Origin of the sequence: Candidatus Enterococcus moelleringii (genome assembly GCF_017377575.1) — a bacterium.
Lineage (GTDB): Bacteria > Bacillota > Bacilli > Lactobacillales > Enterococcaceae > Enterococcus_A > Enterococcus_A moelleringii.
In genome coordinates this window covers 81,074-105,504 of record NZ_JAFREM010000003.1, presented here as the reverse complement: position 1 = coordinate 105,504, position 24,431 = coordinate 81,074, and the positions used below count along the sequence as shown (strand labels likewise).

At 41.7% G+C, this 24,431-nt stretch carries 23 protein-coding genes; 2 read left to right on the top strand and 21 right to left on the bottom strand.

Features of this window, described 5'->3' with window-relative positions; genetic code table 11:
- Positions 1-39: 39 nt before the first annotated feature.
- The 8 genes from hpt to pth form a co-directional block, all read right to left on the bottom strand.
- Positions 40-585: a hypoxanthine phosphoribosyltransferase gene (hpt, locus tag JZO70_RS01815; protein ID WP_207671823.1), complete on the bottom strand. Its 546-nt coding sequence runs from the start codon at positions 583-585 to the stop codon at positions 40-42.
- 12 nt (positions 586-597) lie between these two features.
- Entirely contained in the window at positions 598-1,938 is a 1,341-nt protein-coding gene (tilS, locus tag JZO70_RS01810) for a tRNA lysidine(34) synthetase TilS (RefSeq protein WP_207671822.1), read from the bottom strand.
- Positions 1,939-1,997: 59 nt separating this feature from the next.
- Positions 1,998-2,441, bottom strand: a complete 444-nt coding sequence (locus JZO70_RS01805; protein WP_207671821.1) for a S1 domain-containing RNA-binding protein — start codon at positions 2,439-2,441, stop codon at positions 1,998-2,000.
- Between the two features lie 45 nt (positions 2,442-2,486).
- Positions 2,487-2,912, bottom strand: coding sequence for an FtsB family cell division protein (locus JZO70_RS01800; RefSeq protein WP_207671820.1), 426 nt, complete (start codon positions 2,910-2,912; stop codon positions 2,487-2,489).
- A gap of 76 nt (positions 2,913-2,988) precedes the next feature.
- Positions 2,989-3,258, bottom strand: coding sequence for an RNA-binding S4 domain-containing protein (locus JZO70_RS01795; protein ID WP_207671819.1), 270 nt, complete (start codon positions 3,256-3,258; stop codon positions 2,989-2,991).
- A gap of 4 nt (positions 3,259-3,262) precedes the next feature.
- Positions 3,263-4,825 carry a putative polysaccharide biosynthesis protein gene (locus tag JZO70_RS01790; protein ID WP_430748879.1) on the bottom strand — a complete coding sequence of 521 codons (1,563 nt, stop codon included), beginning with the start codon at positions 4,823-4,825 and terminating at the stop codon, positions 3,263-3,265.
- Positions 4,826-4,864: 39 nt separating this feature from the next.
- Entirely contained in the window at positions 4,865-8,377 is a 3,513-nt protein-coding gene (mfd, locus tag JZO70_RS01785; protein WP_207671818.1) for a transcription-repair coupling factor, read from the bottom strand.
- A gap of 15 nt (positions 8,378-8,392) precedes the next feature.
- A complete protein-coding gene (pth, locus tag JZO70_RS01780; RefSeq protein WP_207671817.1) occupies positions 8,393-8,950 on the bottom strand; it encodes an aminoacyl-tRNA hydrolase in 558 nt (185 codons plus the stop codon).
- A gap of 304 nt (positions 8,951-9,254) precedes the next feature.
- On the opposite strand from pth, the gene JZO70_RS01775 reads away from it, so the two are divergent.
- The gene (locus tag JZO70_RS01775; RefSeq protein WP_207671816.1) at positions 9,255-10,238 is read left to right on the top strand and encodes an L-lactate dehydrogenase; all 984 of its coding nucleotides are present in this window, start codon (positions 9,255-9,257) and stop codon (positions 10,236-10,238) included.
- A gap of 145 nt (positions 10,239-10,383) precedes the next feature.
- Positions 10,384-11,787: a L,D-transpeptidase family protein gene (locus JZO70_RS01770; protein WP_207671815.1), complete on the top strand. Its 1,404-nt coding sequence runs from the start codon at positions 10,384-10,386 to the stop codon at positions 11,785-11,787.
- Positions 11,788-11,870: 83 nt separating this feature from the next.
- Here the strand turns inward: JZO70_RS01770 and JZO70_RS01765 are convergent, their stop codons facing one another.
- From JZO70_RS01765 to def, 13 genes are all read right to left on the bottom strand, one after another.
- Positions 11,871-12,593, bottom strand: coding sequence for a YebC/PmpR family DNA-binding transcriptional regulator (locus JZO70_RS01765; RefSeq protein ID WP_207671814.1), 723 nt, complete (start codon positions 12,591-12,593; stop codon positions 11,871-11,873).
- A gap of 83 nt (positions 12,594-12,676) precedes the next feature.
- Entirely contained in the window at positions 12,677-13,180 is a 504-nt protein-coding gene (locus JZO70_RS01760; protein WP_207671813.1) for a VanZ family protein, read from the bottom strand.
- 68 nt (positions 13,181-13,248) lie between these two features.
- The gene (locus JZO70_RS01755) at positions 13,249-14,673 is read right to left on the bottom strand and encodes a PcsB-like coiled-coil domain-containing protein (RefSeq protein ID WP_207671812.1); all 1,425 of its coding nucleotides are present in this window, start codon (positions 14,671-14,673) and stop codon (positions 13,249-13,251) included.
- 223 nt (positions 14,674-14,896) lie between these two features.
- On the bottom strand, positions 14,897-15,415 hold the full coding sequence (gene mreD, locus JZO70_RS01750; protein ID WP_207671811.1) for a rod shape-determining protein MreD: 519 nt from the start codon (positions 15,413-15,415) through the stop codon (positions 14,897-14,899).
- Positions 15,412-16,269, bottom strand: a complete 858-nt coding sequence (mreC, locus tag JZO70_RS01745; RefSeq protein WP_207671810.1) for a rod shape-determining protein MreC — start codon at positions 16,267-16,269, stop codon at positions 15,412-15,414. Before mreC ends, mreD begins: the two co-directional genes overlap by 4 nt.
- A 154-nt stretch (positions 16,270-16,423) precedes the next feature.
- Complete coding sequence (locus JZO70_RS01740; protein WP_207671809.1) at positions 16,424-17,062, bottom strand: thiamine diphosphokinase; 639 nt, start codon at positions 17,060-17,062, stop codon at positions 16,424-16,426.
- A complete protein-coding gene (gene rpe / locus JZO70_RS01735; protein WP_207671808.1) occupies positions 17,062-17,712 on the bottom strand; it encodes a ribulose-phosphate 3-epimerase in 651 nt (216 codons plus the stop codon). Before rpe ends, JZO70_RS01740 begins: the two co-directional genes overlap by 1 nt.
- 19 nt (positions 17,713-17,731) lie before the next feature.
- The gene (gene rsgA, locus JZO70_RS01730; protein ID WP_242703714.1) at positions 17,732-18,649 is read right to left on the bottom strand and encodes a ribosome small subunit-dependent GTPase A; all 918 of its coding nucleotides are present in this window, start codon (positions 18,647-18,649) and stop codon (positions 17,732-17,734) included.
- 75 nt (positions 18,650-18,724) lie between these two features.
- Positions 18,725-20,890, bottom strand: coding sequence for a Stk1 family PASTA domain-containing Ser/Thr kinase (pknB, locus tag JZO70_RS01725; RefSeq protein WP_207671806.1), 2,166 nt, complete (start codon positions 20,888-20,890; stop codon positions 18,725-18,727).
- Positions 20,887-21,630, bottom strand: a complete 744-nt coding sequence (locus tag JZO70_RS01720) for a Stp1/IreP family PP2C-type Ser/Thr phosphatase (RefSeq protein WP_207671805.1) — start codon at positions 21,628-21,630, stop codon at positions 20,887-20,889. The genes pknB and JZO70_RS01720 overlap by 4 nt, the downstream gene beginning before the upstream one ends.
- A gap of 12 nt (positions 21,631-21,642) precedes the next feature.
- Positions 21,643-23,004: a 16S rRNA (cytosine(967)-C(5))-methyltransferase RsmB gene (rsmB, locus tag JZO70_RS01715; RefSeq protein ID WP_207671804.1), complete on the bottom strand. Its 1,362-nt coding sequence runs from the start codon at positions 23,002-23,004 to the stop codon at positions 21,643-21,645.
- Positions 23,004-23,945: a methionyl-tRNA formyltransferase gene (gene fmt, locus JZO70_RS01710; RefSeq protein WP_207671803.1), complete on the bottom strand. Its 942-nt coding sequence runs from the start codon at positions 23,943-23,945 to the stop codon at positions 23,004-23,006. Before fmt ends, rsmB begins: the two co-directional genes overlap by 1 nt.
- Positions 23,938-24,429 (bottom strand): peptide deformylase, encoded by a 492-nt coding sequence (def, locus tag JZO70_RS01705; protein ID WP_207671802.1) that lies wholly within the window; start codon positions 24,427-24,429, stop codon positions 23,938-23,940. The genes fmt and def overlap by 8 nt, the downstream gene beginning before the upstream one ends.
- Positions 24,430-24,431 lie beyond the last annotated feature (2 nt).

The window sequence follows — 24,431 nt, the reverse complement described above, 5'->3', positions numbered from 1 at the left end:
GACCATTATAGTATATCATAATGTGAATTGTTCCTGTCACTAATTTGATTGATAAACTTCAGGTTTCAAGATCCCTACATACGGGAGATTACGATATGTTTCAGCATAATCCAATCCGTAACCTACAACAAATTCGTTTGGTACATTAAAACCAATGTAGTCAGCTTCAATATCAACGATCCGGCCTTCTGGCTTATCTAACAAGGTAACAATCTTCACTGATTTTGCCTTGCGGTATTTGAATAACTCTACTAAATAGTGAAGAGTCCGTCCGCTGTCAATGATATCTTCTACGATCAGAAGATCCCGGCCTTCCACATTCGTATCCAAATCTTTGATGATTTTTACTTCACCTGATGAAACCGTTTGGTTGCCGTAGCTAGATACATCCATGAAATCCAACTCTAAATAGGTATCAATTTCACGAACGATATCTGCCATAAATGGCACGGCTCCTTTTAAAATACCAACCACTAATGGGTTTTTGTCTGCATAATCCTTCGTTAGTTCTTTGCCTAATTCAACACAACGCTGCTGAATTTCAGCTCTGTCAATTAAGACACTTTCAATATCCTTCCCTTGCATGAGAGGCTCCTTTCAATAGCACAAATAATAGTCAAGTATGTAGTGTATTCTATCAGTTTCATTACTAATACTCAAATGGGAATTGACAAAGGGTAAGACGCTTACGACTTCACCTGATGCATCTGCAACGACCCACGCCTGCTCCCTTTCTTTTTGAGAGACTTTTTGATCAATAAAATAACGACTAACTTTTTTCCTTAACGTCTCAGTAAGCTGAATTCGATCCCCGTCTTTGCGACGACGTACTACTAATGGTAAGTTGACCGTTGCTGGTAACATTACTGAATAATCAGCTTCTTCGTCTCCTTTTTCCTTAACACGCAAAGATAAATGCTCATTTTCAGATAAAGCAAGCGAATCACCTAGTGCTAAGGCGTACTCTCCTTGTACACGAGATGACCGCTTTTCCAAAGCATACGTTTGGTAACTCGCTGAAAACTGCCAGCCATGCGCTAAATCAACAGACCATTGAGCAGCACCATGATCCAGCAGGTGTACCAATTGGAGAAGCTGTCGTTGTGAAACGGCGTGCTCCGTCGTTTGTTGAAATTTTTCAAACAGGAAAGTCAAAAAATAATAACGCAGGCTTTTCTCAGCGGGAAGATCCGCCTTTGTAAAGGTCCAGCGATTCGCTTTATAAACGATATTGTTTAAATTTTCTTTTAGAGCGCATCGCAGCCCGGCTTCTGCCCAAGTCAATTGTTGTTGAAATTGCTGCGCGTGCTCCAAAAGTTGTGAATTTTCTTCTTTTAAAACCGGCAGTACTTGATGTCGAATTCGGTTTCTAGTGTATTGCAGCGAAGCATTGCTGGTATCTTCAAAATAAGGGACAGATTCATCTTCAGCGTAAGCAATAATGTCCTGCTTGGCAAAAGGCAGCAATGGTCTCAATAAATCCCCCGAAGCAAAAGGTCGTTTCCGCTGAATTCCGGCATGTCCCAACAATGTTCCGCCGCGAGCAAAACGCATCAGCATCGTTTCTACCTGATCATCCCCATGATGAGCCGTCAATAACAGCGAATAATTTTCCTGCTCCATTACTTCGGCAAAAAAAGCATACCTAAACTTACGAGCCTGTACCTCTATTCCCGTTTTTGCGGGCTTTTCCCACACTTTTTCATAATAAGGAATTTCTTTGTCTTGGCAGTAGGATTGTAAAAATTCGGCTTCTTCAACCGATTCTTCCCGCAATTGATGATTTACATGGACAACCCCAATTTCAATTCCAAATCGTACTTGCGCTTTTTCCATTAAACGCAAAAGAACCATCGAATCTACTCCAGTCGAAACAGCGATCAAAACCCGACCAGCTTTTTGAAGCTCAGGAGTCATTTGTACAAACTTCTGTTCCATTAAAATTCTCCTATTGAAAAAAGCTGAAATTCCTAAATGAATTTCAGCTACTTGTTTATTTAGTTGCGACGACCGCCGCGGCCACCACGTTTACCTTCTGTATTACGTTTTAAGGATAATAACCGATCATCGCTATCCTTTAAAAAGGAACTCATCAATGTATCGAAGTCTTCTTTTTTGTTCTTTGAGAAATTACCCTTTGCTTGTGGACGTACTGGACGACTTTCACGCTTTTCTCTGTTAAATGGTTTCTTTTCAGGTTGAGGCTGATCTTGCGCTTTACGAATAGACAAACCGACTTTGCCATCATTGCCTACAGAGGTAACTTTTACCGTCACTTCATCGCCGACAGTTAACACATCATGAATGTCTTTGACAAATCCATTGGAAATTTCACTAATATGGACTAAGCCTGTCTTCCCTTCCCCTAAATCGATAAATGCACCAAAATTGGTAATACCAGACACTTTTCCTTGAAGCTTAGCTCCTACTTCGATTGACATAAAAAGATTGTTCCTCCTATTTTTTTACCTATTTATTAAAACCGCTTATTCCGCAGTTTCTGACTTGACGATTTCGTCAGATGCAGTTTTTTGAGAGGTTTGTTCTTGGTCAGGCAAGACAAACACCAATTCTCCATCCTTTGAATAATAATAGCGGCTGCGCGCCAATTTAGCAACATATGCGTCATCTTGCAGCAAAGAAACATCGTGTTTCAATGCAGTCACTTGTTGATCAAGCTTCACAGATTCCGCTTCTGTCTTAGTTTGAATTCCTTTGAGTTCCTTCAAATGCTGGTGTTCACCAAATAGCTGAACCCCCATAATAATGAAAACAAACGCAGCAATCAAGAAAAGTGCAGTCAAACGACGGCGTTTGAAAATCAGTTGGCGCTGCTGTTTTTGAAACTTTTTGTACTGTTCTTTTGCATAAGGTGTATCCAATGCAGCTACCTTCAGCTTCTTCTCTGCCATTTCGCAACGCTCCTCTTTCCTTGAGTTTCTCTCCTATTATAGCAAGTTCAAATTCTAATGTCTATTTGAAATAACCTTAATTAAGGTTATTTTCAACTCTTGTTTCTTGAATAATCTCATACATGCCAGCAGCATCCTCTTTTTTCGTTGACTCATGTAAGGCTGCTACTTTGGCTTCCATTATTTTATTGCCAAATTGAACACGAATAACATCTCCAATTTTGACATCAGTCGAAGATTTAGCCAATTTCCCATTCACTTGAATCCGACCTTTGTCTGCTACTTCTTTTGCCACTGAACGGCGTTTAATAATTCTTGAGATTTTTAAAAATTTGTCTAGACGCATAATGTCACTCTCTTTTCCATTTTAATCGTAATATTTTTGATCCCATTGGCAGCATCAGCCATTCTCTTGTTGTCAGCAATTTTACCCGAATTGCTAAAAATAAGAAAATGCCGGCACCGATCATTACACCAATTATCGCAGCAAACAATGCTTGGCTGCGATGCTGCACTGGATTCCCCAGCACTTGTAAAACTGTATAGTAGCCAAATAAACTGATAGCCATTCCACCTAAACAAACAGCCAGTTTTTTACCAAATTTTCTTTCTTTCAAATATCCGGTAAGCTCAGCTTCACTGCCGCGGTGCAAGATAATTAATGCGACAGTCAATCCTAGCAAGGTTGCTGAGCTTGATCCCACTGTTCCAAGCAGCTTAGTAAAAAGACTAGTAATTAATACTTTTGCTAATAATCCCCAGCCAGCTGCTTTTAATGATATACGGTATTGATTTTGACTTTGGGCGATGCTTTGGTAGCTTTGAATCATCGCCATTAAGAAAATGGCAAAGACAAAGAGTACTAAAGTAAGATTGCCCGAATAGTCCTTAAACAAAGCATAATTAACATAAGGCAGCAAAAGCACCAAGCCTAATGAAGCTGCGGCTGCTATCGCACAGGTCAAACGTAAAAAGATCTGACTGGATTTAATAAACAACCGGCGTTCGCGATTTGTCAAATAGCGGGTTAGTATCGGCAAGAAGCTGGAACTCAACGCTAATGCAACCACTAGACCTAATTGAACCAGCGGCTGGCCTCGATCGTAGACCCCTTTTGCGACTTTGGCTCCGTACTCTGTAAAACCAGAATCAACCAATGCCTTTTTTATCGTAAAGGAATCGATCAGCTGGAACAAAATTAAGTATCCGCTGTAAACAGTCATCAAACCGCCTTCTAAAACTAGGCGATTCATTAATTGTTTGGAACGATCGGTCATTTTAAAAAAAGCAACCGGCGTACTAGTCCCCAATACCTTGCGACGATAGTACTGCAAGATTAGTACAGCAGCTATACCTCCGGCTAGTGCACCAGCCATAGCAACTGTCCCTGTATGATAGACATCCCAGTGGAACTGTTGAAAAGACCAGGCTGCCAATAAAATGACCCCTACTCGAATCAGCTGTTCAACAACTTGCGATACTGCTGTGGGCACCATCATCAGCTTCCCTTGAAATTCTCCTCGCGTAATCGACAATAAAGGCATCAGTACGAAAGTAAAGGAGACTACTCGTATAAGAGGTGCTAGTCCGGCATCTCCCATTCCGTTAGCAATTTGTTGGCTGCCGAAAAAAGTAATTGCCCATAACACTAAGCCAAAACCAGTTAATAGCGGAAACAATTCCGCCAGAGCTGCTCGTTGTTCTTTTGGTCCCTTTTTTTCCGCCACATATTTAGAAATGAATTGCGGCAATCCCGAAAGAGCCAAGGTCATGGCAATCCCATAAATGGGATAAACTTGCTGATACACGTAAAAGCCTTCATCCCCAGCTAAATTCTGGTAAGGCACACGATAAATGGCACTTAATATTTTCGCAACAAAGGACGCAGCGGTAAGGATAAAGGCACCCCGCATCATAACTTTCATTTCTTTATTAGCCAGTGCCCTCAGCCCCTATCCTTTATATTTTTGCTCCCGCATCGCCTTAACGAACTTCGTCAGCTCTCTTAGCCAGACTGCTTGATCCATTTTAGGTTGGATCACCAGCTTAATCACCATTTTTTCCTTTTCAACACCTAAAGTAGCTTTCAGCTTAGTCGCACTCAAGGCTTCAAATAACTGTTCAACGGCATAAGCCTTAGTTCCAACTTTACTCAAAGTGACAATTAATTGCGGATCACGTTTAGTAATACTTTCAATTAATGCCCGATCCCCATCCATTTTCAATTGTCCAACATTTAATAGGTTGGCAACCTCGTCAGGGTAATCACCGAAACGGTCCACTAAGTCATTTTCGACTTCGTCTAGCATGTCACGGCTTTCCAATTCGCGAATTCGTTTATAAATTTCGATTTTTTGACGCTCATCTTCAATATACGTTCCAGGAATATAGGCATCAATACCTAGATTGATTTCAACTGAAGTTCGTTCAGTTTGGGTATTCTTTCCTTGTTTGCGATCAACGGCTTCGGTCAACATTTGAGAATACATATCAAAACCAACCGCATCAATAAATCCATGCTGCTGAGCCCCAAGTAAATTCCCAGCTCCTCGAATGGATAGATCCCGCATAGCAATTTTGAATCCCGAACCTAATTCCGTGAAGTCCTTGATTGCCTGCAGCCGTTTTTCACTTACTTCATTTAATATCTTTTGCGGTTCATACATGAAGTAAGCATAAGCGATCCGACTGCTTCGTCCAACTCGCCCTCTTAATTGGTACAAAGTAGATAATCCCATGTAATCGGCATTTTCTACAAACAACGTATTCACGTTGGGAATGTCTACGCCCGTTTCAATGATAGTCGTCGTGACTAAAATATCGTATTGCCCTTCAATAAAGTCCAACAACGTATTCTCCAACTGCACTTCGGTCATTTGTCCGTGTGCGAATCCTACCCGAGCATCAGGTACCAGCATTTGCAGCTCTTCCACCTTGCGTTCAATGGTCTCAACCCGATTATATAGATAGAACACCTGACCACCGCGAGCCATTTCCCGTTCGATGGCTTCACGAATCGCACCTGGATTCGTCTCCATAACATACGTTTGAATCGGGTAGCGATTTTCTGGAGGTGTTTCGATGACTGATAAGTCTCGAACCCCTAACATTGACATATGCAAAGTTCGAGGAATTGGTGTTGCAGTCAGCGTTAACACGTCAACTTGAGAGCGTAATTGTTTCAAACGTTCTTTATGCTTAACACCGAATCGTTGTTCTTCATCAATAACTAACAAGCCTATATCCGCAAACTTCAAATCTTGCGAAAGCAAACGATGGGTTCCTACTACTATATCAACTTGTCCAGTACGTAATTTTTCAATCGTTTCATTTTGCTGTTTCTTTGTCCGAAAGCGGCTCAGCATCGCAACGTTTACTGGGAAGTTTTCAAATCGTTCTACCATAGTATCGTAATGCTGCTGTGCCAAAATTGTCGTAGGTACTAAGAAAGCTACCTGTTTGTTTTCTTTGATTGCTTTAAAAGCAGCCCGTAAAGCGACTTCTGTTTTACCAAACCCAACATCTCCTACCAATAGGCGATCCATTGGGCGTGGTTTTTCCATATCATGTTTGATCTCAGCCGAACTGCGCAGCTGATCATCGGTTTCAGTATAAGGAAAAGCATTCTCAAATTCTTTTTGGTATTCATCATCTGGCCCAAAAGCGTAGCCGCGTTCAGCTTCACGTTTAGCGTATAATTCGATCAAATCATCCGCAATGTCTTCAATTTTTTTCGAGACTTTACTTTTCGTTTTGCTCCATTCGCTGCCACCCAATTTATTGATTTTAGGCGGTTTGGCTTCTGAAGCAACATATTTTTGAATCAGGTTCAGCTGAGTAACTGGAATAAAAAGCTTGTCATCTTTTTGGTAAAGAATGGTCATATAATCTTGATGGACACCATCGATCTCGATCGTTTCCATACCGATGTATTTACCAATCCCGTGATTGGCATGAACAACATAATCACCAGCTTTTAATTCATTATAGCTCTTTAGGCGCTCTGCATTGGATATCGTCTGACGCCGCGCGCGTTTTTTAGTTACCTTTTGAAAAATTTCTCGTTCCGTGACTACGACAATGTGATCTTGCGGCAGCTCGAAGCCTGAAGACAAACTGCCTTCAACCACTTGCGTTTTGCCCACCAATAGCTGATCTGCCGTTGTCTCAAGGGCTTGAATCGATGCATCCTGAAATTCTTGCATTAGTTTTTCTTTGCGCTCTTGATCAGATACAACAAAAATGACGGTTTGCTGTTGTTTTTGCCAACGGTCTACTTCTGTTTTCAATAAAGGGATTTGCCCAAAGAATTGCTGCATTGAACGGTATTGAAAAGCGTGAATTGCTGCAAATTTTAAATTGCCCATTCCTTTTTGGAACAGCGAAAAGAAGGAAGCGGTTAAATCAGACTTTTTCAGCATACTAATTAAATCCATACCGAAATGCTGCTCAGCAAAGACCCGCAGTTCGGATAATTTCTGGGTGTGCCATTCTGCTTCTTCCCGTTCCATTTCACGATTGGTTTCCATAATTCGACCATAGTCGTCGACAAATAACCAAGCGTCCTTTTCCACGTATTGAAGCAAGGAGTTCTGACTGCCGTAGATTAAGTCAGTATAATACCGCGTCTCTTCGGTAGGGATGCCGTCTTTCCAAGAAGAAACCAGCTGTCCATAGTAATCCTTAAGGAAGTTTTGGTCAGCTTTTTCCTTGGTTACAGCTAAACGATTTTCCAATAATTTGCTGATTTTTTCAGCACCGCGGTCCAAATCTGTTTGATCAAAGACTAGTTCTGTTGTCGGGCTGACCCAAACTTCTTCTAAATTTTCAACCGATCGCTGCGTATCAGCTTCAAAGTAACGGATGGAATCAATCTCTACATCAAACAACTCCACTCGAATTGGATGGGTCGTTGTAAGGGGATAAATATCAACGATACTGCCCCGCATGCTGAATTCGCCGGGCTTCCCTACCATTGATTGACGCTCGTAACCCATCAAAACTAACTGTTGCGCTAAATCCTGAAGTTCAACTTCACTACCGATTTTCCAATGCAATTGGCTTTTCTGCCAAGTAGCAGGAGTCGGCAAATACTTTCGTAAAGCTGCGGACGGCACGACATAAAGCCCTTTTTTCCCTTGACTCAAGGCTGACAGAGTTTCTACCCGTTCAGCTCGGGCCTCTGGCGAAGAAAAAGCCATTTCAGCAGACAATACTTCATCTACCGGAAACAGGTATACGTCTTCTGCAATTTGACGAAGTTCCTCTGTTAACTGATTACTATAGTAGAGATTAGGAACAACAATGATGATTTGTCGTTGATATTTCTCATATGCTCCCGCCATTACTAAAGCTTTAGCAGAACCAGACAACCCAACTAATAACTGACGCTTTGCCTGTTGCTCCAACTCCTCATGCCATTGCTTTACTAAAGGCGTTTGATTAATTATTTCTATGAGATTCATAGCTGAACCACCTCCTTAATTAAACCGATTCATGGTTTGAATAAAATCATTACTTTCAACAAAAAAAGCTGCTGCTTCTGCCGCCCGATCAACACAGGCTAAAATCTCCGGTTGTTCTTCTTTTGAAAAAGGACTTAAAACATAGTTGACTACCGTTTTCCCATTAGGTCGGCCTATGCCGATTTTAATTCGATTAAATTCTTGGCTTTTTAAATGCGAGATAATACTCTTCAACCCGTTATGTCCACCCGCGCTGCCTTTTTGCCGCAGGCGTAATTTACCAAAAGCTAAATCTAAGTCATCATGGATGACCACCAATTCTTCCGGATAAACGCCAAAATAAGTCATTAAAGGCCCGACAGCCCTCCCTGACTCATTCATGAATGTTAAAGGTTTCACCAGCAGTACTTTTTCTCCATTAACAAAAAAGTCAGCTACCTCTGCCTCAAATGTATGCTTCTTAAAGGTTGCACCGTGCTCTTTCGCTAATTGATCAACCGCCATAAAGCCAACGTTGTGTTTAGTGTTTTCATATTTTTTCCCTGGATTCCCCAGGCCTACAATCATCTTCATTATTTTTCCTTTCACTTAAAGCATGCCAAAATGCTGGACCGTCATAGGACGGTCCAGTCGTTCTCAGACAGTATAACACAAAATAAACTGTAGTGGTAAAATCACCATTTTAAGACTTGCTTAAAGTTTAGCTTTTCATTAAGAACTCTCATTTCGCCCGTTCCCTTCCCATCAACCTTCAAACCGTTTCCAACTATAACAACAATTAAAACTGTATTAGTTTCGAGCGAAATACGTGACAAATTTTACAAATTAGTGGTATGATATCAACGATAAAACAAATAGAAGAAGGGACTGGTACACAATGACTGCAGCTGCAGGAAATGTTAAAACCCATCAAAAAGTAATTTTAGTCGGAGACGGTGCCGTAGGATCAAGCTACGCATTCGCCCTAGTCAACCAGAATATCGCTCAAGAAATCGGGATTATTGATATTGATACCAACAGAACTGAAGGAGATGCGATTGATTTATCTCATGCATTAGCTTTCACTTCACCTAAAAAAATCTATTCAGCATCTTACGATGACGCACACGATGCAGACCTAGTTGTTATCACAGCTGGCGCACCTCAAAAACCTGGCGAAACTCGTTTGGACTTAGTTAACAAAAACTTGCGTATCAATAAAAGTATTGTTGAACAAATCGTCGCTTCAGGCTTCAACGGTATTTTCTTAGTTGCTGCCAACCCAGTAGACATCTTAACTTATGCTACTTGGAAATTCTCTGGATTCCCTAAAGAACGCGTAATTGGTTCCGGAACTTCATTGGATACAGCTCGTTTCCGTCAAGCAATTTCTGAATTAGTTAATGTTGACCCAAGAAACGTTCATGCTTACATTTTAGGCGAACACGGCGACTCAGAGTTCCCAGTATGGTCACATGCCAACGTTGCTGGATTACAAATTTACGAATGGGTAAAAGATAACCCTGAAGTAGATGAAGAAGCCTTAGTAAACTTATTCTTCGGCGTACGTGACGCTGCTTACGAAATTATCGAGAAAAAAGGTGCAACGTTCTACGGCATCGCGGTTGCCCTAGCACGTATCACTCGCGCTATTTTAAATGATGAAAGTGCCGTCTTCCCATTGTCAGTTTACTTGGAAGGCCAATACGGACAAAAAGATATTTATATCGGCGCACCTGCCGTAGTAAATGCCAAAGGTGTCCAAAACATCATTGAAATTCCTTTAACTGACGCTGAAAAAGATAAAATGAACGCTTCAGCTAGTCAATTAAAAGATGTAATGGAAAAAGCCTTCTCAGAACTAGAAAGTGAAGAAAAATAACTTGTTATCAATACCGTGAGAAAGTTTCTCACGGTATTTTTAAATATTCTTTATAAAGTATCTGAGAAGGCTCGCTTTTTATTGGTTCTGTGGTATATTTGTAGTCGATATACCATCTATTCTGTGAATTTAAGGAGTTATTTCGATGCGAAGATCTGATAGAAAGCGTTCACGTTCCAAAGTAGGTTTAATTGTTGCACTGGCTATTCTTGTAGTGTTAGTGGCAGGCTATGCCTTCCGAAGTACCTACTATAGCAGTCGATTCCTACCTAATACGGTAGTCAACGGTATAGAGATTGAAAATCTTACCGTAGAGGACGCGAACAAAAAAATGGAAAAAGCTTTGTCTGACACACCATTTGTCATTCAAATTGACGGCAAAGACTGGAAAGCAATCAATCGGCAAGACCTTGGCTGGACAACAGATTATGCAGAAGAATTATCTTCTATTAAAGGATCGCAAAATCCGTTTAGTTGGGGCATGCAATTAGTTTCTGCTGCCGAGACAACCGATGTTTCTGGAAACACCCTGGATGAAGACAAACTAAATGCTGTGAAAGAACAAGTGAAGGTAGAACTTGCTCAAGTAAATGAGCCGCGTACACCTACAGAAAATGCAACCATCAAACAGACCGAATCAGGATTTGAAATTGTGGCCGAAAAACAAGGAACCACAATTGACGTAGATTCTGCTGCAGATGCATTCGCTGAGGCTGTATCTACCGGCAAACACAATATCAGCATGAATGAATATTTATCTAAACCAACTACCAAAAAAGATGATCCTCAATTAAAAGAATCATTGGAAGAAATGAATAAAGTTTCCAAAGTTAAAGCAACTTACAGTATCAATGGCAACACCATAGATATTCCATCTGATAATATCCATGATTGGTTAACCGTAGATGCTGAAGGAAAGTTGGCCTTGGATCAAGAAAAAGTAACAGCTTATGTTACTGAACTTGGTCAAACCTATAACACAAGCACTCAACCAACTAAGTTTAACAGTACTCGTCGCGGCGAAGTAGAAGTTCCAGCCGGCGCCTATAGCTGGACAATCCAACCCGAAGAAGAAGCAGCCGCTTTAAGTGAGCAAATTCTTCAAGGTAAAGATTTTACACGTTCACCGATTGTCGATGGAAGTACTACTGCTGATAAAGCATTAATCGGCAACACCTATGTAGAAGTCGATTTGCAAAACCAGCACATGTGGGTATATAAAGATGGTGCCGTTGCATTAGAAACTGATATCGTCAGCGGAAAACCTTCTTCTCCTACTCCACCAGGCGTGAACTATGTATGGAGCAAAGAAAGAAATACTACTTTGCGCGGATTAAACGATGACGGCAGTAAATACGCTAGTCCGGTAAGTTACTGGATGCCAATTGATTGGACAGGTGTAGGAATTCACGATTCTGACTGGCAATCAGCTTATGGTGGTGATTTGTGGTTGACCCGTGGATCACACGGCTGTATCAACACACCACCTGGAGTGATGGGACAAGTATTTGATCTTGTTGATGTCGGAACACCAGTATTAGTCTTTTAAATTGAAACAACCGCTTGGAGAAAAAATCCAAACGGTTGTTTTTTTGCATTCTTTTTTATACATCAGATAAGCAGGAGTTCGTCTTATTCGGCAGAAGTAAAAACTTCTGATACATCATCGTCATCTTCTAACTTCTCTACCAAACGATCCAGCTGCTCCTTCTGTGGTTCTGTTAATTCAACAGTTGTTTGCGGGACCATCGTGAGTTCAGCTTGCGCTAAGATAAAACCATCAGTCTCCAATTGATCTCGGACAGCAGCGAAATCTTCAGGTGCTGTGTAAATTTCAAACACTTCAGCCGACGTTTCCATATCTTCACCGCCAGCTTCGATTACTTTCTCCAACATTTCGTCCTCATCCAACGCTAAACCTTCACGTTCAATTGCAATGTAGCCTTGGCGATCAAACATGTAGCTTACTGAACCAGTTTCGCCCAAATTCCCGCCATTACGGGTAAATGCTACCCGCACGTTAGTGGCTGTTCGGTTACGATTATCAGTTAAAGCGTGAACTAAAATAGCAACACCACCTGGGCCGTAACCTTCATAAGTGATTTCATCGTAGTGCTCACCCTCACCTGAAGCGGTAGCCTTTTTTATTGCTCGCGCTACATTATCATTAGGCATGTTCGCACTTTTGGCTTTATCTATAACTAAACGCAACGCTGGATTTATACTCGTATCAGGTCCACCAGCTTTTGCGGCCATATAAATCTCACGAGAAATTTTTTGAAAAATTTTCCCTCGCTTAGCATCTTGTGCGTTTTTTCGCCCTTGAATATTACTCCACTTACTGTGTCCTGACATAGTATAATCCTCCTAATTATTTTAATAAAGCTTTCCCCTCATTCTTACTCTAAAAAAATCGTTCGTCAAGGAAAAGAACTAACTTATCTTCTCTTCACTACTCGGGTATAGAGAATGACTAATAAGCAAGCCGTCAAAGCTCCGGCAGAATCCAGCATAACATCTTGAAATAAAGGTGTTCTTCCGCCTGTCAGCATTTGGTGAAATTCATCCATTGCGGCATAACCGGTAGCCGAAAACCAAGCAAAGAAGCCTGCCAGAAATGGTAGTTTTTGTTTTAATTTCGGTTGCAGCCCAAGAAAGAAGCTGCCGCCCAAAACAAAATAAGTTCCGAAATGCGCTCCTTTTCGGATGAAGAACTCAACAAATTTCGCATACCCCAACGCATCTATACTGACCTTGCTGCCAGCATAGCTAAACGAGATAGACGATAAAGCTCCTTTAAACGGTTCACCGCTTAATAGTCGATCAATTAACGATACTTGACTCTGTTGTTCGTAAGTCATAGAAGAACTAATAAACAAAACGATCATCATAATAAAAGCAATTCCTAAATACAAATTTCCATTTTTCCGATGCTTATTCATTTTACGCCTCCAAAAAGAAAAACCGGTACGAAGAATAATCTTCGTACCGGTCAATAGTTTTTAATTGATTACATACGAACCGCAAAGCTTGGTGCGTAGTTTGCATATGAAGAAGTTGTTACTGTTTGTCCTGGTGCTGGTGCGTGAACATATTGTCCGCCGCCTAAAGCAATCGCTACGTGATAAGTACCACCACGGCTGCCCCAGAATAGTAAGTCGCCAGGTTGCGCTTGATCGATTGAAATAGTTGTTCCAGCTGATTCTTGAGGAACAGTCCATCCGCCGATTTCACGTCCAGCAGCTGTACGGTAAACATAGCTGGTAAATCCTGAACAGTCAAATGATTCAGGTCCTTTAGCGCCCCATACATACGGTTTGCCGATATGTTTCATTGCTTCAGCTACAACCGCAGAACCATTACCAGATGGTGCTGGCGCTGGTGTTGGTACCGGTGTAGGAACCGGAGCTGGTGTTGGATCAGGAGTCGGCGTTGGCACTGGTGTTTCTGCGCCTCCAGTATTTACATCTTCAACAGGAGTTGGCGTTGGTGCTGGTGTTTCTGAAGTGCTTGTTCCTGTTGTATCTTCTGTACTTGATTGTGTTTGTTCTTCAGTCGAAGGAGTAGTTGTTGATTCAGCTACACTAGATTCCACTGTGCTTGATTCAGAACTTGCAGCTTCGCTTGATGCAGCCGCTTCTTCTGCTGCTTTTTTAGCAGCTTCTTCGTCAGCTTTGCGTTGTGCTTCAGCTTCTGCCTGAGCAGCAGCTTGTGCTTCCGCAGCCTTGCGAGCTTCTTCTTGAATACGAGCTTGTTCAGCTTCGGCTTCCGCTTTTTGTTGTTGTAAAGCAGCTTTTTCACCTTCAGCAGTTGCTTGTTCAGCAGCTAATGAAGCAGTTTGAACATTCAAGTCAGCTTGTTTAGCAATTAATTCGCCTTTTTGACCTTCTAATTGTGCTTGGTTAGCAGCAATTTGTTCAATTTGTTTTTGATTTTCAGCTTCTTTTTGTTCAACTTCTTGTTTATCAGCTTTTTGTTGTTCAACTAAGTCGTTGTTTGCTTTCACGATGGTGCTCATCGCCTGTACTCGACCTACTGCATCGCTGAAAGATTCAGAGTTTAAAACAACATCAATCACGTTTGAAGTGGTTTGTTTTACTTGAACGTCACGTGCTTGTTCTTGAATTGCTTTAGAACGTTTTTCGATACGTTCTTGCAATGCTTTAATTTGCTTTTGCAATTCTTCTGACTTTTGACGCAATGTTGTTTGTTCGTTTAATAGATCTTGAGCTTTTGTATTAATTGAAGCAACTTCGTTTTCTAAAGCACTAATTTGAGATTGTGCAGTTGCTTTTTGGTCTTGTAAATTTGAAATTTTCGCATCTTTATCAGCAATTTTATTGTCGAATTCATCGGCTGAAGCTGCGGCTGGAGCTGCTAGTGCGCTTACTGTTACTGAGCATACCATTAATGCTGATAACAAACTTTTTTTCACTCTTATATCCTCCGACTACTTTTACGTTTTTGGTTTATGAATTTTATTAGATTTTTTTCTAACACATTCATGAGTTTACCACAGCTGTATGTCATGCGTATAATAGCTCTGTTACAAAACTATTTCAATTTCGCTCTATTTTAGCAGAGCTTTTGTCACAACAAAAAAACAGAAGAAAAATCTTCTGCTTCCAGCTATCTGTTTTTATTTTAAAAAAACCTGCTTAAGCATTGCTTTTTTCGATTAATACTTTTCTGACAGGGATAATTAAAATGACAAAAAGGATAATATTCAAAGCAAGCGTTGGCCCTAAAAAACGGGTAACAAAGAATTGACTATCTATATGAGCTAGTTGAAAGATCAATTGCAATAACGTACTGCCTAACTCAAAAAAAGTGACGAAAATAATCATAGAGAAAAATAGCGTTAGCAAACTTTGATGAATGACTTTTCCAAACAAATAGATTAAAGCGGCAATTAACGGTAAAATGACCGCATAAATACCGATTACGCCGATATAATATAAGTCATACAAGATGCCAATGACCAGCATCGTTCCAATCATAAAACGGCGATCCAATACTTCTGAAACCACAAGCATCACTAGAAGCATTAAGTGGGCATTCATCAGATAATTATTGTCAAAGGCATTAGTGAACAGCCGGTTGATATGAGCATCTAACAACATGCAAATAAACAAGAGGGGCGGCGCAATGTATTTCACATAGTTTCTTGGAGTCATTCGCCAACCTCCACCATCCGCTGCACAATCGTTACAACCGAAATGTCATACATTTGGGCATAAGGTTTGATGTACACTTCACGGTCCAAACCAAAGCTGCCTGGTTTCACACTTACAACAGTGCCAATAGGCAAATCTGCTGGTGAATTACCACCTAAGCCTGAGGTTTGAACGACATCTCCTTCTTTGAAATCTTCACCTTCTGTTTCAGAAACGATCAATTGCTGACTCTCAGCATCATAGCCTTTTAATACGCCAAAGGTATCTCCTGATTCGGTAGCGATTCGAACAGGAAAATGGTTTGTATTAGTATTGTCAGAAGTTAACAGCTCTACTTTTGAGGTATGGGCGTTCACTTCAACAACACGACCAATCAAGCCTTTTTGCGACATAACAGCCATGTTGCCCTCTATGCCGTCAGCACTGCCTCTATCCACTATCAGCATATCCTGCCAAGTATCAGGGGAACGAGTAATCACATTAGCAGTCACTTTTTGATAATTCGTTAATGTTTGGTTTAAATCTAATTCTTTCTTTAATTGCTCAATTTCTTTTTTATGATTTGTATTTTCTAACGCTACTTCATCATATTGGTCGATTTTGCTTTTTAACTGTTCGTTTTCTTCATAAGTATTGATAAGGTTTGAAACGGCGGTCGTGCCGCTAGCCAACCAGCGTCCTGGTGCAGTAATCACTTTATCCACTACACCAACGGTATCATTAACCATTGATTGTACAACATTGGTTTCGCCTTCACGAGCACGGTTTGCTGCGGTGATCGAAATTGTCGCAATGACAATAATAACTAAAATCAGTAGAATAATAATATTTTTATTTGGATTAAACTTTCTCACAAAGGCACCTCAGACATAATAAGATATTCTAAATTCTACCACTAACCGATGGCTTAAAGAAGCAACGACGCGCGATTTTAGAGAATTTTAGCAACTGAAAAAGTCAGCAGGAAGCAAATAAGAATTATTTTGCTTCCTGCTGACTTATTTTTTCTTAATCCCGGCTTTGCACTACCGCAATGATCCCGCTGTCAAAACTTATTTCTGCTTCACTAAGCAAAAATTCATTACTAGCTAAACTAGTAGGCTGTAAAACATCCGTATTGTTTAGCGGATACTTCACATTTTTTAATGTTAACCCTTCGATTGGTGTTAAACAGCAATAGCCTAAATATTTCATATCCGTTTCTTGAAGGACTTTATGATTACCAGCTGCAAGATAGCTGACCGTGTTGGTTCGATCCTTCAGTTGAAACTGTTGAAGAAAGGGCTGAAACCTAGGTTCTAGGCCTAACCATATATTGGCTAATAAATGATCCAGACGTCCCCCGGTGGCCCCCACAATGGTTACTTCCGCTTCCGGATAGCGTTCAAACGTCTTAGCCAGAGCTAATTGAGTATCTGTATCGTCTTTTTCAGCCGGCGACTTGGATATTTCGCCAACTGAATCAAAGACCAGCCGACGCTCTTCGCTAGATAGCGAATCAAAATCTCCTACTGCTAAATCAGGATGAATCCCTGCGTTTAGCAAATAAAGATTTCCCCGGTCTATCCCTACAAAGTAATCAAAATTATCCGCTTCAAACTCAGGCCATTGCTTCGGTTCACCACCAGCAACTAGCAAAATTTTCATTAGTCTAAAACTTCCCGCAACGCTTTGATTCGTGCTTCAGGATCTTCCGCGCCATAAATATAAGAGCCGGCTACAAAAACATCCGCTCCCGCTTCGCGACACTTCGCCGCTGTTTCCGGCACAATCCCGCCATCAACTTCGATTTCATAGTGATAGCCGTGTTCTTTCCGAAGTTTGTCCAATTCAGCGATTTTAGCAACCGTTTCTTCGATGAAGGATTGTCCGCCAAAACCTGGGTTTACTGTCATAATCAAAATTTGGTCGACTTGCGACAATACATATTTGATTGATTCCACAGGTGTTCCTGGGTTCAACACAACCCCAGCCTTCACGCCTGCTTGTTTAATCATCTGAACTGCACGATGAATATGCGGAGTGGCTTCAACGTGGGCCATAATAATATCTGATCCTGCTTTAGCAAAATCTTCGATATATTTCTCTGGTGCATCAATCATCAAATGAACATCTAATGGAAGCTTAGTAATCGGACGCAACGAAGCCACCACGCTAGGACCAAAGGTAATGTTTGGTACAAAATTTCCATCCATTACATCAATATGGATATAATCCACACCTGCTGCTTCAACCATTTTTACTTCTTCACCTAAACGAGCAAAATCTGCACTTAAAATCGATGGGGCAATTTTCATTTTATCTACTCCTTATATATTAATTTTTCTTTTTGTACACAGGTCGACGATATTCAATCTCTTGCAAAAATTGCAAATAGTTATCATAACGGGATTGGGAGATTTCCCCACTATCTACTTGTTTTTTCACTTCACAGCCTGGTTCTTTTACATGGCGACACTCGCGAAAACGACAATACGGAGCTGCTGCTCGGAATTCCGGAAAATCTTTTGAAAGTTCTTCTGCGGACAATTCCAGAAAATCAATTGAACTAAACCCAGGTGTATCCGCTACTAAGCCATCAAACAATTCCAATAATTCTACATGACGAGTCGTGTGCTTCCCTCTTCCCAAGGATTCAGAAATTTCTCCGGTTGCTAGTTCTAGCTCCGGTGCCAATTCATTCAATAAAGTCGATTTCCCAGCACCAGATTGACCCATGAAGACAGTCAATTTACCGTTGAATAGTCGTGTCAATCGTTCTTTTTCTGGGAGGCCGGCGATTACTGGATAGCCTAACGGTTCGTAAACAGCCTTAATCTCCGTAACTTGTACGTCATCTTCCACTAAATCAGATTTCGAAAGGTAAATGACTGGATCAATTTCCTTGCTTTCCAAGGTTACTAAAAAACGGTCCAATAAGTTATAAGAAAATTTTGGTTCTACCAAGCTTGCGACTACCACGCCTAAATCGACATTTGCCACCGGCGGACGAACAAGTTCATTTTTACGGGGCAGCAGTTCTAAAATATATCCTTCACTGTTTTCTTCACTGCTGAAGATCACTTCGTCTCCCACCAGCGGTGTTAATCCACGTTTGCGGAAATTCCCTCTTGCTCGTGTCTGATGCATCTCCCCGTCACTGGAGACATAATAAAAACCACTTAACGCTTTGCGAATTTGTCCTTCGATACCTCTCACTCCTTTCGATAAAATCTCTCGCAACCATTGTACCATAATCAGCAAACAAATATTAGTAAAAAAAACCTAAAAAAGATACCTCTTCCGCTTGGGAAGAGGTATCCAGCTAAATTATGGAACATTAATACTTGTTTCTCGGTTTACACTTCTAGTTACAGCTGTGACACCATTTCTTTGAACTTCAATCGTAGCCTCTTCACCATTCTTTATGGTTACAGGTACCGATTGACTGTTGGAAGTAGTTCCTGCATCCAAAGTAAAGGTCGCCTTATTGGTCAAGCTGCCGTTATTCGCATCTTTCACTAAAACCGTAATGGTCTCTGGCTGATCGTTGGTCCCTTTGTACGTTGCATTAACAGTAACATTAAAGTTCTCTTCAGTAACCTCTGCACCTTTGGAAACTCTTAGTGTTACCGTGCTGCCGCTGTCAACAGAGGCACCATTGCCAGGATCGGTTCCAATAACTTTACCAGCTTCCACACTATCAGAGAACTCTTCACTAATCGCGGATGTCAATCCTAAGTTTCTCAATTCAGTCTCAGCTTCTGCTTGTGTTCGACCGCTTAAGTTAGGGACTGTCACTTTAGCAGAGCCACTGCTGACTTTCAGTTCAATTGACTCATCTGCTGTTACTTCAGTCTCGGCAATCGGACTTTGACTAATGACTACGCCCGCAGCTACTGTTTCGCTGTTTTCATCCACTTGTTCAATCTGAGAATCATCGATTCCTAAGGCTATTAAAGCCGCTTCAGCTTCAGCATAAGTCATTCCTGCATAATTACCAAGCTTGAAGGTTTCCGGACCTTTGGAGACTTCAAAAGTAATCGTATCTTTAGAAGGATCTACTTCATCACCAGCATCGGGAGTTTGACTGATAACTTCTCCTTTTTCGGCATCCTCATCGAAGACTTCATTCGTTTTAATTTGTGTTGATGTAAAACCTAAGTCTCGCAGTTCTTGTCGGACATCGCTGATTTTCTCACCGGTATAGTCATCCAGTTCAACTGTCCCGACACCACTGCTGATGTACAGGCGAACCGAACGATTACGTCGAATCATGTTGCCGGCTTCAGGATCAGTCCGAACCACCTTTCCTTCTTCAACGTCATCATCAGGAATAGATTCGGTCCGCTCGGCGACCTGAATATCCGCTTCTTCCAATGTTTGCCGGGCTTGGGCCTCTGTCATATTCTTTACATCTGGGATGGCTACTTCCTGATTACTACTGGCAAACATATATGCCGCAAATCCGCCAACAGCTAGAACCAGCAATGCTAATAGAAGCCACGGCCATTTTTTCCGTTTTTTCTTTTTTTGCGGCTCCATTGGCTTGTTCACCATTTTAGGTATTTCTTGCTTTTGTTTAACCGGTTCTATCTCATCAGTGATGGGCGTCAAAAGTTTCGTCTCGCCATTCATTACTGATGGTTCCCACGGCTGCTCATCTAATCTTCCTGGAGAAAGAGCAGTAGCTAAGTCATCGGACATTTCTTCCGCTGTTTTGTAACGGTCGGCCGGATCTTTAGCTGTTGCATTCATTACGATGTTTTCCAACGATTGAGGTGCTTCTGGGTCGAACACCTTCACAGAAGGTATTTGATCTTGGAAATGTTTCAACGCGATCGTCACAGCAGATTCACCGTCGAAAGGAACATTCCCGGTCATCATTTCATACAAAATAATTCCCAGCGCGTAAATATCGGATTGTTTAGTAGCCATACTGCCCCGCGCTTGCTCGGGAGACAAATAATGAACTGAACCTAAAAGCGAATTAGTCTGAGTTAACGATGTTTCTGATAAAGCGATGGCGATCCCGAAGTCCGTAATTTTCACTACACCTTCTTGATCAATTAAAACATTTTGCGGTTTCAAATCCCGGTGAATGATTCCATGAGCATGGGCCAAGCTAACAGCTGAAAGAATTTGCTGCATAATATCAACGATTTTTGTGTAAGGAATTGGGTACTGGGTTTGGATGTAGCGTTTCAAATCCATGCCCCGAACATATTCCATTACTAAATACTGCATATCCTCTTCTTCACCTACATCGTACACGCTAACAATGTTAGGATGCACCAATTCGGTGGCTGCCAGTGCTTCCCGTTGAAAACGGCGAATAGCCGTTTGATCGTTTTGAAAGTTGAAACGCAAAACTTTGATTGCCACATCGCGGTCTAAAATTAAATCATGGGCTAAGAAGACATTGGCCATCCCGCCGCTGCCGATACTGGCAATGACTTTATATCGGCCATTTATGACTTTACCGATATCTATCATTCCGGAACCTCCTTGCCAAAGTGAATCAACAACACAGTGATATTATCAGCGCCACCGGCTTCATTGGCTTCAGCAATCAATTGGTTCGTCTTGTCAGCTAAAGGCTGCTCACTTTCAATAATCGAGAGGATTCTTTCTTCGCTAACCATGTTCGTTAAACCATCTGAACACAACAGCAAATAATCGTTCTCTTGGTAAGTATGGTGGGAAACGTCCACTTCAACTGTGCCATAGACACCAACTGATCGGGTTAAAACATTTTTTTGCGGATGAACAGCTGCCATCTCTTCAGTAATTTCACCTGATTTCACCAGCTCATTAACCAGTGAATGGTCATCGGTTAACTGACGGATCACGTGATCATGAATGAAATAGGCCCGGCTGTCTCCTACGTGAGCTAGGGTAAAATGACCTTCAAATAGCGCCGCACTCACAACGGTCGTTCCCATCCCTTGCATTTCAGGATGATCGATGCCCTCTTGATATATTTTTTGATTCTCTGTTTGGATTTGCTGGATAAACCATTGCGCAACTTTTTCACTATCCGAAATGTCTGAAGCTTCCCAAGCGGCACCTAGTCCATTGACCGCCATCTTACTGGCAACGTCCCCAGCCAAATGACCGCCCATACCATCTGCCAAAATTGCTAATGATTTTTGCTCTTGATTCACAAAGACGTTAGCGTAATCCTGGTTCATTTGACGTCGTTTACCGATATCCGATTGAAATTGAATTTCCAATTTTGTTCCACCTCATTTGTCGTTTTTGCGCATCGCGCAGATGAAAAAGCCGTCAGTCATCAGCATTTCAGGATACAGTATCAACATTTGATCTTGAATAGCCGGTTCTAAAATTGCGTCTGCCTTGATATCAACCTTCTCAAATTCTGGATGATCCGCTAGAAAAGCTGCTGCGACTTCTTGGTTCTCTTCAGAAGTAATTGTACATGTACTATAGACCAAGATGCCACCTTTTTTTAACGTTGGCCCGCAACTTTCTAAAATTGCCCGCTGAATTTTAGGCAATTGTTGAAAATCTTCGGCTTTTTTCTGGTATTTAATGTCGGGTTTTCGCCGCATTAATCCTAAACCTGAACAAGGGGCATCGATTAGAATGCGGTCAAAGCTTTCTTTGGCAAAATGTTCGGCTGCTGTTCGAGCATCCATCTCTTTTGTCTCGACTACCTCTGACACATGCAAACGTTCAGCATTTTCTCTGACCAACTTCAGCTTGTGTTCATGGATATCAAGTGCGGTAATTTTCCCTTTGCCCTCTAGTAAGGCAGCCATATGAGTTGTTTTACCGCCAGGTGCTGCACAGGCGTCTAAAATTTGTTCGCCTGGTTGGACTCCCATGACTTGCGCCACCAGCATGGAGCTTTCATCTTGAATCGTTAACAATCCTTCTTCGTACAGACTGCTTCCGGCTAGAAATCCTTTGTCGGCAATAATACCGTAAGGAGAGACTTCACTTACTCTGGCTTCAATTCCTTCTTTTAGCAGCTGCTCAATCGCTTCTTCCCGACTAATCTTTCTGATATCCACCCGGGCACTTACATGGCTAGGCTCCAATAATGAGAGACCTAACTTACGCGTTTCTTCCAAACCAATTTCTTCAACGAATTTTTCAGTTAAGAAAGTCGGCAGACTAATTTCAATGGCTAATCGTTCGATTGGATCAGCGATTGTTTCTAATGAAGGAGCGCCTTTTCTTTGCAAGGAACGCAGAACGCCATTCACAAATTTGCCGATTCCGGGATTGCCTTTTGCTTTAGCAATTTCCACCGCTTCATTCAAGATAGCATGGTCAGGTACACGATCTAAGAAAAGCAGCTGATACGCTGAGAGCTCCAACAAACTTTGAACCCAGCTGTCTACCCGTTTGGCTTTTGCAGTAAAAGGCGACAAATAAAACGCCAGCAAAAGTTTGCGGCTGACCGTACCGTACACTAGCTCAGTTAATAGTCCAGTATCTTTGTCTGCCACTTGATTCTTTTTGATTAATTCATTCAGCAGCAAATTGGAGTATGCTCCGCCATGATTAATTCGTTCAATAGCTTCCAGTGCCGTATATCGCACGGAATGTAGTAATTTCTTTGGTATTTTTTTCGCCATTATTTCACCTGTTGACCTTCCGCGACTGATTGGCCGCTGCCGTTTAGAAACGCTTGAACGGTTTGTTTGCCTTTGCCGGCTGGTTGTAATTCATCGATAGCCAAAACGGTTCCTTGACCACAAGCAATATGCAAGTCCTTTTTCGTCCGTAAAACAATCGTTCCTGGTTCTGCCGTTGTTGTTTCCTCTGTTGGTGTCGCATGGAAAATCTTCCAACGGGCATCTTCATAAGTAGTAAATGCGATTGGCCACGGATGCATGCCTCGTACTTGATTGTCTACTTCTTCCGCTGTTTTGTTCCAATCAACTGCTTCTTGCTCTCTAGTAATATTAGGAGAAAAGGTAACTTCTGCGTCGTCTTGCGGCGTTGGTTGAAGCTCCCCGCTAATAATTTGCGGCAATGTTTCTAACAACAGCTCTTTACCAACATTGCTTAATTTTTCAAACATTGTGCCAACATCATCTTGCTTAGTGATGGGGATACTGCGTTGACTAAAAATACCGCCAGCATCCATTTTTTTGATCATTTCCATAATCGTTACGCCGGTTTCCTTTTCACCGTTCATAATGGCGTAGTGCACAGGTGCACCTCCGCGATATTTAGGCAATAAGGATGCGTGAACATTGATCGCTCCTAATTTAGGAACTTGCAGCAGCTGTTCCGGCAAGAATTGGCCGAATGCTGCAGTGACAATTAAATCCGGCGCTAACTCAGCAATTTTCTCCATTTCTGGTGATCCGCTGATTTTTTCTGGCTGTAAGACCAGCAGGCCGTGTTCAACAGCTGCTGCCTTCACAGGTGTGGGTGTAATCGTCTTTTTACGCCCAACTGGACGGTCCGGCTGAGTAACTACCGCCGCGATTTCGTAATTTTCAGCTAACAAGCCTTCTAAGATCGGGACCGAAAAAGCCGGTGTTCCCATGAATACAATTTTAGTCATCTGCATGTTCCTCCATATAGCGTTCTAAATCTTCTGGCGCAATTGAATCAATTACTTGGTCAATAAATAGTTTCCCTTGAAGATGATCTATTTCATGTTGAAAAGCCCGCGCCAAATAACCATAAGCCGTTACTTCCATTTCGTCACCTTCGCGATCGTAATAGCGAACCGTTATCTCGTCAGCCCGTTCAACGGTGCCGTAAGTTTCGGGAATCGATAAGCAGCCTTCCACATCGATGCTGGTACCCTTTTTATCAATGATAACTGGGTTAATTAGATCAAAGCGGTCGTTTTCATCAATCTCGACGACAGCCATCTGCAAATTTTTTCCAATTTGCGGAGCCGCCAGACCAATACCGTCATGAGCAACCATCGTTTCGTACATATCGTCCAATAATTGGACAAGTTCATCAGTCATATATTCAACCGGCTGGGCCGCTTGATTTAAGCGCTGATCAGGGTGAAGCAAAATTGGGTAGCGCATGG

Coding starts and splice junctions, on each gene's coding strand:
- pth (WP_207671817.1), bottom strand. CDS start 8,950: ATGAAGATGATTGTAGGCCTGGGGAATCCAGGGAAAAAATATGAAAAC.
- fmt (WP_207671803.1), bottom strand. CDS start 23,945: ATGACTAAAATTGTATTCATGGGAACACCGGCTTTTTCGGTCCCGATC.
- JZO70_RS01805 (WP_207671821.1), bottom strand. CDS start 2,441: ATGTCAATCGAAGTAGGAGCTAAGCTTCAAGGAAAAGTGTCTGGTATT.
- JZO70_RS01790 (WP_430748879.1), bottom strand. CDS start 4,825: ATGCGGGGTGCCTTTATCCTTACCGCTGCGTCCTTTGTTGCGAAAATA.
- def (WP_207671802.1), bottom strand. CDS start 24,429: ATGCGCTACCCAATTTTGCTTCACCCTGATCAGCGCTTAAATCAAGCG.
- mreD (WP_207671811.1), bottom strand. CDS start 15,415: ATGACTCCAAGAAACTATGTGAAATACATTGCGCCGCCCCTCTTGTTT.
- pknB (WP_207671806.1), bottom strand. CDS start 20,890: ATGATAGATATCGGTAAAGTCATAAATGGCCGATATAAAGTCATTGCC.
- JZO70_RS01770 (WP_207671815.1), top strand. CDS start 10,384: ATGCGAAGATCTGATAGAAAGCGTTCACGTTCCAAAGTAGGTTTAATT.
- JZO70_RS01800 (WP_207671820.1), bottom strand. CDS start 2,912: ATGGCAGAGAAGAAGCTGAAGGTAGCTGCATTGGATACACCTTATGCA.
- hpt (WP_207671823.1), bottom strand. CDS start 585: ATGCAAGGGAAGGATATTGAAAGTGTCTTAATTGACAGAGCTGAAATT.
- rpe (WP_207671808.1), bottom strand. CDS start 17,712: ATGAAAATTGCCCCATCGATTTTAAGTGCAGATTTTGCTCGTTTAGGT.
- JZO70_RS01775 (WP_207671816.1), top strand. CDS start 9,255: ATGACTGCAGCTGCAGGAAATGTTAAAACCCATCAAAAAGTAATTTTA.
- JZO70_RS01760 (WP_207671813.1), bottom strand. CDS start 13,180: ATGAATAAGCATCGGAAAAATGGAAATTTGTATTTAGGAATTGCTTTT.
- JZO70_RS01765 (WP_207671814.1), bottom strand. CDS start 12,593: ATGTCAGGACACAGTAAGTGGAGTAATATTCAAGGGCGAAAAAACGCA.
- tilS (WP_207671822.1), bottom strand. CDS start 1,938: ATGGAACAGAAGTTTGTACAAATGACTCCTGAGCTTCAAAAAGCTGGT.
- JZO70_RS01740 (WP_207671809.1), bottom strand. CDS start 17,062: ATGAAAATTTTGCTAGTTGCTGGTGGTGAACCGAAGCAATGGCCTGAG.
- rsgA (WP_242703714.1), bottom strand. CDS start 18,649: ATGGTACAATGGTTGCGAGAGATTTTATCGAAAGGAGTGAGAGGTATC.
- rsmB (WP_207671804.1), bottom strand. CDS start 23,004: ATGGCGAAAAAAATACCAAAGAAATTACTACATTCCGTGCGATATACG.
- JZO70_RS01795 (WP_207671819.1), bottom strand. CDS start 3,258: ATGCGTCTAGACAAATTTTTAAAAATCTCAAGAATTATTAAACGCCGT.
- mfd (WP_207671818.1), bottom strand. CDS start 8,377: ATGAATCTCATAGAAATAATTAATCAAACGCCTTTAGTAAAGCAATGG.